11 protein-coding genes are annotated in these 11,832 nt (G+C 68.9%); 8 read left to right on the forward strand and 3 right to left on the reverse strand.

Annotation, left to right across the window (positions count from 1 at the left end; translation table 11 throughout):
• Positions 1-257 precede the first annotated feature (257 nt).
• Positions 258-704 carry a nitroreductase family deazaflavin-dependent oxidoreductase gene (locus tag ACIPSA_RS50170; protein ID WP_402648720.1) on the forward strand — a complete coding sequence of 149 codons (447 nt, stop codon included), beginning with the start codon at positions 258-260 and terminating at the stop codon, positions 702-704.
• A gap of 265 nt (positions 705-969) precedes the next feature.
• Here the strand turns inward: ACIPSA_RS50170 and ACIPSA_RS50175 are convergent, their stop codons facing one another.
• Positions 970-1,491 carry an ATP-binding protein gene (locus ACIPSA_RS50175; RefSeq protein ID WP_402648722.1) on the reverse strand — a complete coding sequence of 174 codons (522 nt, stop codon included), beginning with the start codon at positions 1,489-1,491 and terminating at the stop codon, positions 970-972.
• Between the two features lie 151 nt (positions 1,492-1,642).
• Between ACIPSA_RS50175 and ACIPSA_RS50180 the strand changes: the two genes are divergently transcribed.
• From ACIPSA_RS50180 to ACIPSA_RS50200, 5 genes are all read left to right on the forward strand, one after another.
• Complete coding sequence (locus ACIPSA_RS50180) at positions 1,643-2,125, forward strand: MarR family winged helix-turn-helix transcriptional regulator (RefSeq protein WP_402648725.1); 483 nt, start codon at positions 1,643-1,645, stop codon at positions 2,123-2,125.
• Positions 2,126-2,257: 132 nt separating this feature from the next.
• Positions 2,258-3,502, forward strand: coding sequence for a cytochrome P450 (locus ACIPSA_RS50185; RefSeq protein WP_402648726.1), 1,245 nt, complete (start codon positions 2,258-2,260; stop codon positions 3,500-3,502).
• A gap of 35 nt (positions 3,503-3,537) precedes the next feature.
• A complete protein-coding gene (locus ACIPSA_RS50190; protein ID WP_402648729.1) occupies positions 3,538-3,747 on the forward strand; it encodes a ferredoxin in 210 nt (69 codons plus the stop codon).
• Positions 3,744-4,949: an NAD(P)/FAD-dependent oxidoreductase gene (locus ACIPSA_RS50195; RefSeq protein ID WP_402648731.1), complete on the forward strand. Its 1,206-nt coding sequence runs from the start codon at positions 3,744-3,746 to the stop codon at positions 4,947-4,949. Before ACIPSA_RS50190 ends, ACIPSA_RS50195 begins: the two co-directional genes overlap by 4 nt.
• Before the next feature lie 40 nt (positions 4,950-4,989).
• Positions 4,990-6,969 (forward strand): MFS transporter, encoded by a 1,980-nt coding sequence (locus tag ACIPSA_RS50200; protein WP_402648734.1) that lies wholly within the window; start codon positions 4,990-4,992, stop codon positions 6,967-6,969.
• A 254-nt stretch (positions 6,970-7,223) separates the two neighbouring features.
• On the opposite strand, the gene ACIPSA_RS50205 is transcribed toward ACIPSA_RS50200, so the two are convergent.
• Positions 7,224-7,823 carry a hypothetical protein gene (locus ACIPSA_RS50205; protein ID WP_402648736.1) on the reverse strand — a complete coding sequence of 200 codons (600 nt, stop codon included), beginning with the start codon at positions 7,821-7,823 and terminating at the stop codon, positions 7,224-7,226.
• A 748-nt stretch (positions 7,824-8,571) separates the two neighbouring features.
• On the opposite strand from ACIPSA_RS50205, the gene ACIPSA_RS50210 reads away from it, so the two are divergent.
• Complete coding sequence (locus ACIPSA_RS50210) at positions 8,572-9,624, forward strand: sodium:calcium antiporter (RefSeq protein ID WP_402648739.1); 1,053 nt, start codon at positions 8,572-8,574, stop codon at positions 9,622-9,624.
• Between the two features lie 1,136 nt (positions 9,625-10,760).
• Here ACIPSA_RS50210 and ACIPSA_RS50215 read toward each other — a convergent pair.
• Entirely contained in the window at positions 10,761-11,246 is a 486-nt protein-coding gene (locus ACIPSA_RS50215) for a hypothetical protein (protein ID WP_402648741.1), read from the reverse strand.
• A 293-nt stretch (positions 11,247-11,539) separates the two neighbouring features.
• Here ACIPSA_RS50215 and ACIPSA_RS50220 point away from each other — a divergent pair, with 293 nt between their 5' ends.
• Entirely contained in the window at positions 11,540-11,740 is a 201-nt protein-coding gene (locus ACIPSA_RS50220) for a hypothetical protein (protein WP_402648744.1), read from the forward strand.
• The last annotated feature ends 92 nt before the right edge of the window (positions 11,741-11,832 follow it).

The raw sequence follows: 11,832 nt of genomic DNA on the forward strand, positions 1-11,832 counted from the left end.
CGGTGATGAGCTCGACTGTTTCGCCCTCGGCCAGGATGCGGTAAGCCGCGGCGACCGAGGGGTGCGCTTGCTCTGGTTCTTGCCCGAGGTGACGACGAGCTCCAGGGGGTTCTCGGGGCGATGGCCTCAGGCGACAGGCGGGCCCGACCGAGGGCGGGACGTCCACCTGCGAGGCCATCCAATGTCCGGAATGTCTGATGCCTGTACTGGCGTTGTGGCTGATGCGAGGACCTCCCTGCGACGAGAGGGCGGATGCCATGTCTCTTGAGGGCGAGTATGGACCCAGCACGACGCAGTGGGTGCGCGAGCAAGTGGAGGTGTACGAGAGCTCCGGCGGCACAAGGGGGACGACACTGCGGGACACGGGGTGGCCCGTGGTGGTGATGAGCACCCGGGGCGCCAAGACCGGCAAGATCCGCAAGGTGCCGGTGATGCGCGTCGAGCACGAGGGGCGTTATGCGGTGGTCGGCTCGCTGGGCGGATCCCCCAGGCATCCGCTGTGGTACTTCAACGTCAAGGCCGATCCGCATGTCGAACTCCAGGACGGCCTCGTACAGCAGGACATGACGGCCCATGAGGCCACCGGCGAGGAAAGGGCCGAGTGGTGGCGGCGCGCGGTCGCTGTCTTTCCGAGATACGCCGAGATGCAGAAGAAGACCTCGCGGCAGTTCCCGGTGTTCGTCCTGGAACCTGTCGTCGGGTAGTGAGCTCAGGGTGTCTCGGAGCCGTTGGCGGGCATCCGGCGATGACCAACGTGGATAGCGTCGACACCTCGACGGCAGTTCAGGGCGTTACATCTCAGCGGGGGCTGCAGGTCGGAAGGCGGTCCCCTCGCTTTTTCGGCCACTGAGCGCCCCTCAAGGCGGCTTGGCGCCGTCCGTGGAGACGCTGCCGACCGCGTGAGCAGGAGAGCTTTGAGCCGGCTCGCCGACGCCTGCCGGGTGGTTGAGGCGCGGGCGTACCCGATGCTCACTCGCCGCTCCGTACGGGACGCGGGGACGATCGCGCGCGCCGGGCTCCGTCGCACGGTCGAGTCAGGGCACGCTGGTGACGTCGGCCCAGTGGACAGCGCGTCCGGGTTCCGCACGGTCGCCGTGCGCGGCGGTGAGCTGGTCGACGATCTCCAGTCCGCGGCCGTGCTCGTGGGGGGGTGCAGCTGCCTGCCCAGTCGCCGTCCATGGCGGCAGGGCCTCCGTCGGACACCTCGATGTGCACTCGCTGGGCGCCCGGGTCGCGGCTCAGTCCGAAGTTCAGTGGGGGCCGGGCATGCTCCACGGCGTTGGTGACGAGTTCGGAGACGGTCAGAAGGACCGAGTCGGCCGCGTCCTCGGCGACACTCCACTGAGCCAGGAGTTCTTTGGTGATCTTGCGGGCCTCTCCGGCGGCTTCCGGGCGGTGCGCCAGGGTCCATGTGCCGACGGATGCCGACAGACTGCGAGCAGGGCCCTGCCGTGGGGGTGCCTCTGGGCCGTAGGTGCAGGTCACGGTCATCACCTTCCTCCGGCGCCAACGTGGCGCCTGGGCTGTGACCAGAACCCTCAAGGGGCTGGGGCTACGGCATATATATCACTTTTCTATATAGCTTGTCTATATACGTGGAGAATATAGACAAGCTATATAGAAGGGTGATATGGGTGGAGGTATGGATGAGACACCCGAAGAGGGTCGCCAGGAGGTGGCGGCGGCGTTGAACGAGCTGGCCACCGGGCTGGTCAGACACTTTCTGTCGGATCGGCAGGGCATGAGTCTGACCACCGCCGCGGCGCTCAGCCGGCTGGAGCGGGAAGGTCCGATCCGGCTGACCGCGCTGGCAGCGGCGGAGGGTATCGCCCAACCGTCGATGACCGCTCTGGTGCAGCGGCTGGAGGACCAGGGCCTGGCCACTCGAGTGGGCCATCCCGAGGACGGGCGGGTCCGCCTCGTTGCCATCACGGAAGCCGGGCGAGAGGTGATGGCCGCGCGCCGGCGCGCGCAGTGTGCCCGGGTGGCCGACATACTGGCCGCGTTGCCCGAGCAGGACGTGCGGGCGCTGGGCGAGGCCATGCGCTCGGCCCTGCCCATCGTGCGCCGGATGGTGCAAGCCGCCTCGCGACCAAGTGTTTCCGGCGGCGAATCGCCCTCCTGAGCCTCCTGGCTGCGCTCTTCGGTGTCTCCTCCCGCAGGCGGGACCTGCTCCGCTGCCACGTCGCGCCCCACGCGCGCCGGGCCCGGTCCCGGTACTGCCCCCATATCCGACTTCCGGAAAGGGCGGAGAACCATGAACACCTTCTCGGCACCCGGCACCGATGTGCCGTCGGCGCAGGTACCGGTACCGGACTACCCCATGGCCCGGGCTGCCCGCTGCCCCTTCGATCCGCCGCCGGCCCTGCACGCCCTGCAGGACCAGGCTCCGATCAGCCGGGTGCGGCTGTGGGACGGCAGCACCCCGTGGCTGGTCACCCGCTACGACGACGTACGGGCTCTGCTCGCCGATCCGCGGATCAGCTCGGACAGCACCCTCCCGCACTACCCCCATCTGAGCCCGGCCCAAAAGGAGCGCCGGAGGCAGTCGCGGACCTTCATCAACATGGACGATCCGGAGCACGCCCGGCTTCGCCGAATGGTGACCGCAACCTTCTCCATCAGGCAGGTGGAGGCGCTGCGGCCTGCCATTCAGAAGATCGTCGACGGCCTGATCGACACCATGCTCGCCGAGCCCAAGCCGGTGGACCTGGTGCAGGGCTTCGCGTTGCCGGTGCCGTCACTGGTGATCTGCGAGCTGCTCGGCGTCCCGTATGCCGACCACGACTTCTTCCAGGCCAACAGCAAGATCCTGATCAAGCGCACCAGCACCGTGGAGCAGGCGCGGGTGGCCACACAGCAACTGCTCTACTACCTGGACCAGCAGATCGGCGTCAAACTCGCCCACCCGGCCGACGACGTGCTCTCCACGCTGGCCGAGCGGGTCAGGGCCGACGAGCTCTCCCGGCATGAAGCGGCAAGCATGGGGATGCTGCTGCTGACCGCCGGGCACGAGACCACCGCGAACATGATCGCGCTGGGCACCCTGGCCCTACTGCAGAACCCCGACCAATTGGCCCGGCTGCGCGAGAGCGACGACCCGAAGGCGGTCGCCTCGGCGGTCGAGGAACTCCTGCGCTACCTCAGCATCGTGCACAGCGGACGCCGCCGGGTGGCCCTGGAGGACATCGAGGTCGGCGGCGTGACCATCCGCGCCGGCGAGGGCGTCGTCCTCTCCAACGACGTCGCCAACCGCGATCCCGCGGCCTTCCCCGACCCCGACCAACTGGACATCGACAGCAATCCCCGCCACCACGTGGCTTTCGGCTTCGGCGTCCACCAGTGCCTGGGCCAGCCGCTGGCCCGGGTGGAGCTGCAGGTCGTCTACAGCACCCTCTACCGCCGCATCCCCACGTTGAAGCTCGCCGTGGATCTCGACGAGATCCCGTTCAAGCACGACGGGAACGTCTACGGCGTCTACGAACTGCCCGTCACCTGGTGAGCGCGGCCAAGTGCCGCGCAGGAAAGGAGCATCCGATGAAGGTGATCGTCGACCAGAACAAGTGCGTGGCCTCCGGTCAGTGCGTGCTGAGCGCACCGGAGGTGTTCGACCAGCGCGAGGAGGACGGCATCGTCGTCCTGCTCGTCGACACCCCGCCCGAGCGCCTGGCGGGCGACGTCCGGCAGGCCGTCGCCCTCTGTCCGGCCCAGGCGATCTGGGTGGAGGAACAGGGAGACGAGCAGTGAAGCGGATAGTCATCGTGGGAGCCTCGGCCGCCGGCCTGACCGCGGCCGAGACCCTCCGTCGCCGCGGCTGGGACGGCACCCTCACGCTGATCGGTGAGGAATCCCGTCCGCCGTACGACCGTCCGCCGCTGTCCAAGCAGATCCTGACCGGCGCCTGGGGGCCCGAACGTGCCACCCTTCGCTCCCTGCCGGTTCTCGCGCGGCTGCGGGCCGACCTGCGGCTCGGGCAGCGCGCCGTCGCCCTGGACGTCCCGGGCCGCCGGGTGCGGCTTGCAGGCGGCGAGAGCATCGGCTTCGACGCTCTGATCATCGCCACCGGTGTGGCTCCCCGGCGCCTGCCCGACGGCGATCTGGCCGGAGTCCACGTCCTCCGCACGCTCGACGACGCGATCGCCCTGCGCGCCGCGCTGCGAACCGGGCCCCGGGTGGTCGTGGTCGGTGCCGGATTCCTCGGCACCGAGGTCGCCGCGGCCGCCCGGGCCATGGGCCTGGACGTGACCGTGGCCGAACCGGAGCCGGTCCCGGTGCGGCGCCCCTTCGGGGACCGGATCGGTGCGCTCGTCGCCGAGTTGCACCGCGACCACGGAACCCGCCTGCGCTGCGGAGTGCCGGTACGCCGGCTGCGCGGCGCCGGCGGCCGGGTGACCGGAGTGGAACTCGGCGACGGCACCACGCTGCCGGCCGACGTCGTCGTCCTGGCCCTCGGCGCCGCGCCCGCGACCGGCTGGCTGGAAGGTTCGGGCCTGCGGCTGGGAGACGGGGTGGAGTGCGACGCGTATTGCCGCGCGGCACCCGGGATCTACGCCGCCGGCGACGTCGCCTCCTGGCCCAATGCGCACTTCGGCACCCGCATGCGGCTGGAGCACCGGATGAACGCCACCGAACAGGCCATGGCCGTGGCCGGCAACCTGCTCGGCGACGCGACTCCGTTCGCTCCCGTGCCCTACTTCTGGACCGACCAGTACGACACCAGGATCCAGGCGTACGGGATCTTCCCGCCGGACGCGGATATGCGGATCGTCTACGGCGACACGTCGGACGGCCACTTCGCCGCCACCTACGGGCACCACGGGAGGGTGGTCGGCGTACTCGGCTGGAACGCACCACGCCAGGTACGCACGCTGCGCCGCCTGGTCGTCGACCGCGCTCCGTGGACGACTTTCGCGGCCATACCCGCGCTCAGCCCGGCAACCGTGAACTGACCCGCTCTTCCGACAGGAAGCGGAGGAGGGAGGACTGCCGGTGACCACCGGCCAAACCCCCAGCCCGGCAGGCAGTGCCCCCGGCGTTCGGCCCCGCGGTCGCCGTGCCTGGATCAGCGCCGACCACCCCCGCTATAAATGGGTGGCGCTGACCAACACCACGCTCGGCGTGCTGATCGCGACCGTCAACGGCTCGATCGTGCTGATCTCGCTGCCCGGCATCTTCACCGGCATCCGTCTCGACCCGCTCCAGCCCGGCAACGTCAGCTACCTGCTGTGGATGCTGATGGGCTACCTGCTGGTCACCGCCGTGCTGGTCGTCACCCTCGGCCGACTCGGCGACATGCGGGGCCGGGTCCGCATCTACAACTCGGGATTCGTCATCTTCACCGTCACCTCGGTGATCCTCTCGGCCGACCCGCTGCACGGCTCGGCCGGTGCGCTGTGGCTGATCGGATGGCGCATCGTGCAAGCCGTCGGCGGCGCGATGCTGATGGCCAACTCGACCGCCATCCTCACCGACGCCTTCCCCGCCCGGCAGCGCGGCATGGCGCTCGGCGTGAACATGGTCGCCGGCATCGCCGGCACCTTCATCGGCCTGGTCCTCGGCGGCGCGCTCGTGGAGTGGAACTGGCGCGCCATCTTCTGGGTCAACGTGCCGATCGGACTGTTCGGCACCGTGTGGGCGTACAAGTCGCTGCACGAGACGGGCACGCGCACCCCGGGACGCATCGACTGGTGGGGCAACCTAACCTTCGCCGCCGGCCTGACCGCACTGCTGGCCGCCATCACCTACGGCATCCAGCCGTACGGCGGACACACCATGGGCTGGACCGACCCCTGGGTGCTCGCCGGCCTCATCGGCGGCATGCTGACCCTGGCCGTCTTCTGCATCGTGGAGGCGAACGTCGCCGAACCGATGTTTCCGCTGCGGCTGTTCCGCGACGCCGCCTTCACCGGCGGCAACGCGGCCACGCTCCTGGGCGCGATCGCCCGCGGCGGACTGCAGTTCATGCTCATCATCTGGCTGCAGGGCATCTGGCTGCCGCTCCACGGCCACGACTACGCCGACACCCCGCTGTGGGCAGGCATCTACCTGTTGCCCCTCACCCTCGGTTTCCTCGCGGCCGGACCGGTGTCCGGAGCCCTCTCGGACAGATTCGGCGCCCGGCCCTTCGCCGTCGCCGGATGCCTCGTGATGGCCGCCTCCTTCGCCGGGCTCCTCCTCCTGCCAACCGACTTCCCCTACGGCCTCTTCGCCGCCCTGGTCCTGCTCAACGGCCTCGGCAACGGGCTGTTCGCAGCGCCGAACACATCGATCATCATGTCCAGCGTTCCGCCGGACGCCCGCGGCGCCGCCTCCGGCATGCGCGCCACCTTCCAGAACGCCGGCACGGTGCTGTCCATGGGCGTCTTCTTCTCCTTGATGGTCGCCGGACTCGCCGGCTCACTGCCGCACACCCTCAGCTCCGGCCTCACCGCCCAGCACGTGCCCGCCCCAGCCGCTCACGCTGTCGCCTCGCTGCCGCCGGTCGGTGTCCTGTTCGCCGCTTTCCTCGGCTACAACCCCATCCAGCAGCTCCTCGGCCCAGCAATCCTCAGCCACCTACCACGGGCCAACGCGGCGATCCTGACCGGGCGCGAGTTCTTCCCCCACCTGATCTCCCGGCCCTTCCACGACGGCCTGGTCGTCGTCTTCACCCTGGCCATCGCCATGGCCCTCATCGCCGCGGCCACCTCCCTGATCCACAGTCGCACCGAGCCCACACCCACAGCAGCCGCCACCGGCATCACGCCGAGAGCATCCACCGCCATGGCGGCATCCGCCGGTTCGCCGAAGGGCAGATGGCTCGGACGCGCACACGCTTCTTCGCCAGCACCCGGAACGCAGAACAAATCCGGGCCACCGGACAGCGCTCGGAGGCGGGAGGAGCACGTCCGACTCCTGCGGCTGTCCGGCCCGGTCGGCTTGCCGCCCCGCGGATCGGGTTGTCGTGACCGTGGACTTCCCCCGGGGTGAGCGACTCGGCCACGCGGAGCATGTCGCCGGACCCGCCTGCGCTTCGACCCGCGCAATGAGGAGTCTTCCGAGCGTCGCAGCAAGGAGGGCAAGACCCGACGCGAAATCGTCCGATGCCTCAAACGCTATGCGGCCCGAGAGGTCTTCCACCTGGTCAGATGGCTACAGCCAGGACCCCGCTCATAGGGGCTGTGAGAGGTGAGGAACCCCCGTCGGCCGGCTCCGGCAGGGGGTTCTGCGTTCGGGGAGGGGCCTTAGTGCTGGCTGTTGGTGAATCCGATGACGACGGCGCCCCACCAGCAGACCTGAGAGATCAGGGCCGTAGCGGCTCCCCAGATCAGGGTCCGTCTCGCCAGAAGTGTCGCCTCGCCGCGCATGCGCTTGTTGAGGAGACCGGCCTGCAGCCCGTTGAGGGTGAGGATCAGGACGAGGGCCAGCTTGGTGCGGGTGAGGTTGGAGGCGAGATCGGGATGGAGCATTGCCCCACTGACGACCAGGCCGACGAGCCCGGACCAGATCGGGACGTGCAGGCGTGCGGTGCTGTCGAGGGTCTCGCGCAGGGTGCAGCGTCCCGACATCCACAGCAGCGCGTAGTAGTCCGCGACCAGGACCGCGCCGAACCCGAGGATCAGGGAGGCGAGGTGCACAAAGAGGGCCGCGGTGTGCAGGGCAGGGTCGGCGTGCAGGTGGAGTGAGACCCACGCACAGGCCGACAGCGCCAGACAGGCCGTCACAGCGGATGCGGCCACCGTCCACCAGGAGTCGTTCGGGCTCAACGGCCGGGCCGGGCCGGCCGCGGACAGCGCGGGCGCTGGGCGGCGAGAAACCGACGACTTCGACGGCGTGGCGGACACAGATACCTCCAAGAGGACTCACAGGAATGAGGGAAGGCTTACCTAAGTAGCAGTGCATGGTCAATGCGACCTCATGCACAACGTGCGTTCGCGAGTGGGCGGCCGCCGCACCCGGGAGCCCGGCTCATTGCCGGAGCCCGGCCGGATTCACCTCCGCTCAAACCGGGAGCCGCGGAGGATCCGCCGGGATTGCGCACCGCAACAACCGGACGCAAGTGGCCAGTTGGGCGAGTCCATATCGACCTGCCCAGAGCGGGGGCCCCTCCGCGAAGCGCCCGCGACTCGACTGGTCAGTAGCGTGCAATACCTGCATCCAGGTCTTACATATCGAGTTCGCATACTTTTGCTACCGGCCAGTCGGGCTGGCCCGCCGGAACACGGCTAACCTCTCCGCCGCGTTCGCCGCCGCCGCGCAAGAGCCGGGTCCGGCAAGGGCTCCGGTCTGCGGCCTCACGCCGGAGAGGGTCCGATCGCAAAGCCCGGAGTGACCTCGGCAACTGAGCGAGCCGCAAGGCTTGTGTAGGGTGAGCATCGCGAAGGGGAGTAGCCCCGCAAACCGGTCGTCGACACACTGGAGCCCTCGGGTTCCCGGTGGCCGGGCTCGCTTCCGGTAAGGATGCGGGTGGGCGAGACCTTCGGCCCTTTGTCGACGACGTGTACAGCGTGTCGGCGGGGTCGAAGCTGCCGCCGTCCCCCTTCGCGGTTGTTCTCGATGCCCCCGCTGGTGCGGGAAGGCTGAGCGAGACCCGTGATTCATTTCGTATTGCTGATCGTCTGTGCGGTGGCGATCTATCTCTCCTGTGAGTGGTTCGTCAACGCCGTGGAGTGGCTGGGCGAGCGCCTCAACGTCGGGAAGATGGCGGTCGGCACGATCCTCGCCGCTTTCGGGACCGCGCTGCCCGAGTCCGTCGTGACGCTGGTCGCCGTGACCACCGGCGCCACCGACGAGGCCAAGGACATCGGTGTCGGCGCGGCCATGGGCGGCCCGCTGGCGCTGGCCACGGTCGCCTACGGCGTGACCGGCGCGATGCTGCTGCTCAAACGCCGCAAGGAACGCATCGCCGTCCTCGCCGAGACAGGCATGGCTCCCACCTACCCGGAGGCCGAGGATGCTCTGGGAAGTGCTGCGGACATGAAGCGGCTGGCGAAGGACCAGAAGTGGTTCCTGCCGATCTTCATCGTGAAGGTGGCGCTCGGCCTGGTCGCGTTCACGTTCAAGCCCGTGCTCGGCCTGCTGTTCTTCGCCGCCTACGCCGTCTACTTCTGGCGGGAGATCCGCGGTGGCGACGACGGGGACGACGAGGAGGGTCCGGAGCTGGAGCCGCTGAAGTTCCAGCCCAAGGCCGCCTCCCCGGCCACCTGGGCGGTGGTCGCACAAACCCTGGTTACTCTGGTGGTGATCTTCTTCGCCTCGCAGCTGTTCGTGAAGCAGCTGGACGCGATCGGCCCGATGCTGGGCCTGTCGGCGGCGGTCACCGCGCTGCTGCTGTCCCCGATCGCCACCGAGCTGCCGGAGATCATGAACGCGGTGATCTGGGTCCGTCAGGGCAAGACCAAGCTCGCGCTGGCGAACATCTCCGGCGCCATGATGATCCAGGCCACCGTGCCCTCCGGCCTCGGTCTGCTGTTCACCCGCTGGCATTTCGACGCCGCCCTCCTGTGGTCCGGGCTGATCACCATGGCCGCGATCGTCTACCTCCTGCTGACCATGCGCGCCCGCAAGCTGACCCCCGCCCGCCTGGCGGTCGCGGCCGGCTTCTACGTGGTCTTCGCGCTCGGCCTCATCCCGATCCTCAGCTGAACGGGCTCCCCACGCCGCCCGCGGTGGAGCACCCCGTCGGCGACACTCCCGGACGCCATGCCGCAACGCGCCGCTTCACCCGTCGAGAGGTACGTCGCCCTGTCCGGGGGCGCGGTCGGCATGCCCATCGCCTGCCGTACGCCCGACACCGAGGAGGCGCTCGGAAGGGGCTGGGGCCGCAGGTCTCAGCCCCCTCTCCGTCGACTCCGTGCCATCACTACCGACGCCCTCTTCGGAGGTTTACCCGGCATGTGCAATGACCACGGGGATGCCAGCCATCCATCCCCACCGACGAGCCCGCCGACGAACGCCTTCGTTCCGGTGCCCGGCTGCTGGGCCTGCGCCGCCGTCGACGCTGTCGCCCAGGCAGCCTGGCGCCGCGCGGGCGGCCTCAGCCTGCGCGACTGGCTGTCCGTGACCGCCAGCGGAATGCGGCACCGCATGCACGATCACGGCCTCCAGCCACGCGCCGCAGCGCCCGGCCACACCGGTGAACCTCCTCCCCTGGGGTCGGCGCCGCAGCAGAGTGAAGGCTGACGGAGTCCCGGACGGCCGCCGTCGGAGCGCACCCACGTAATCCCGCCGCTCCTCCCTCATCCGGCTTTCGACGGGCCGGGCCCCTGCGTGATCCGCTCGCGGTCCACCTTGTGCGGCAGCCGGGAAGTTGTGCCAGTCCCTGTCCTCTGTCCGAGCCAGGTGAGGAAGGCGAGGACGAAAAGCGCCTCGACGATCAAGGAAAGGGGACCGTAGGGGGGCTCCCAGCCGGGCTCGTAGTAACCGTCTGGCAGGCCGATGGTGCGCGACAGCAGAAAAACCGATGATCATGCCAAGGCTGACGAGGGATCCGGTCAGCCATGCGGCCATGGCGTGTTTCAGGGAGACAAGGGCCGCCGCCACCACGAGCATGACGGCACTGCCCACGGCGAACAGGAGGCCGATGTAGAACTTCTCCTCGAGATGATCAGGAACGAGCAGAGTGTGCAGCACCGTGTTGGCGACGGCACAGCACACTCCCACTCCTCTCAGGGTTGCTTCGGCAGCATGGGTGGAGTTCATGGTGACTCCAGCTGTTCATGTGCATGGATGGGCCGGCACCGGGGTGACGTCGACGCCCGCGAGCCGAAGCAGGCTGTGGCTCACCGGCCGCAGGTGGTTCCTGTCTCCGAGGTACCTCCGGCCGTGCCCTTCCCACGCAGTTCGACACAGCATGCGCCGGACCGCGGGGCGAGCACGGCTTCGGTGTGATCGCTTCCCAGGCCGTGCAGATACCCGGCCAGGAAAGCCTGGTTGACGCTGCAGACCAGTTCCGGAGCCCTGACCGCCAGCGGATGGAAGGGACAGTTGCGCAGGCGCACCAAGGTGGGCGCGGCGCGCTCCGGCTCGAAACCGAAGTCCTCGAGCATGCCGGCTGCCAGGGGCAGCCCCCGCTCGGCGCCGAGCCGCCCGGGACGTACCCGTTCACGCTCCGCGCCGCCCAGGTCCTCGCCCCGCTGGAATGCCACACGCAGTGCGGCCTCGCGGGCCGATTCGCCTTCTCCCTCGGTCAGAACCGCTTCGGTCAGGACGTCGGCCAGCATTCCGGATCGACGCTCGGGGATGCTCACCGCAATGGCCTCGGCCACCGGCTCGTACAGCTTGGGCTTGCGGCCGATGTCGGACAGCTCTGAAGATTTCAGTAGCGCAAGATTCATTTCAGTGAAGATTTCAGTAGCGCACGAAAGATTTCAGTGCGCTCACCCACTGTGATTGTGGACCGCCGGGCGTAGAGACCTCTCATTCGGGGCTCTCATGGCGGCCATATTGATGCCCGTGCAGGAGGCCGCGGACGGCATCGCCGAGCTGCGGGCGGTCGGCCTGCCGGTGGGAAGAAAGGGACCACCGCCACCTGGTGCCAGCAGCGTCGAACAGAGGCGGCTTGACGACTGAGCTGCTCGGCCAGCTCTGCGAGATGGTCAGGGCCTTCGAGTGCCACCACGGTTTCGGCGAGCGCCAGACCGTCGAGGTGGCGGCGCTCTGCGGCGTCGCTGATGTCCTGATACCAGGTCGGCGAGAAATCTTCGAGCACCGCCAAGGTGCTGTCGAAGGACCGCGGAACCTCGGCGGGAGCGAAGTCTGAACCGTTCCGGGTTCGGTAGAGACTCGATTCCATGAAAGGATCGAGTCATGGCACGCCCTTCCTCCTACCCAGCTGAGCTGCGCAAACGAGCG

Source organism: Streptomyces sp. NPDC086549, assembly GCF_044746205.1.
Classification (GTDB): Bacteria; Actinomycetota; Actinomycetes; order Streptomycetales; family Streptomycetaceae; genus Streptomyces.

Bases quoted from the DNA above. Each gene is read 5' to 3' on its own strand.
- ACIPSA_RS50185 (WP_402648726.1), top strand. From the start codon at position 2,258: ATGAACACCTTCTCGGCACCCGGCACCGATGTGCCGTCGGCGCAGGTA.
- ACIPSA_RS50175 (WP_402648722.1), bottom strand. From the start codon at position 1,491: ATGACCGTGACCTGCACCTACGGCCCAGAGGCACCCCCACGGCAGGGC.
- ACIPSA_RS50190 (WP_402648729.1), top strand. From the start codon at position 3,538: ATGAAGGTGATCGTCGACCAGAACAAGTGCGTGGCCTCCGGTCAGTGC.
- ACIPSA_RS50170 (WP_402648720.1), top strand. From the start codon at position 258: ATGTCTCTTGAGGGCGAGTATGGACCCAGCACGACGCAGTGGGTGCGC.
- ACIPSA_RS50180 (WP_402648725.1), top strand. From the start codon at position 1,643: ATGGATGAGACACCCGAAGAGGGTCGCCAGGAGGTGGCGGCGGCGTTG.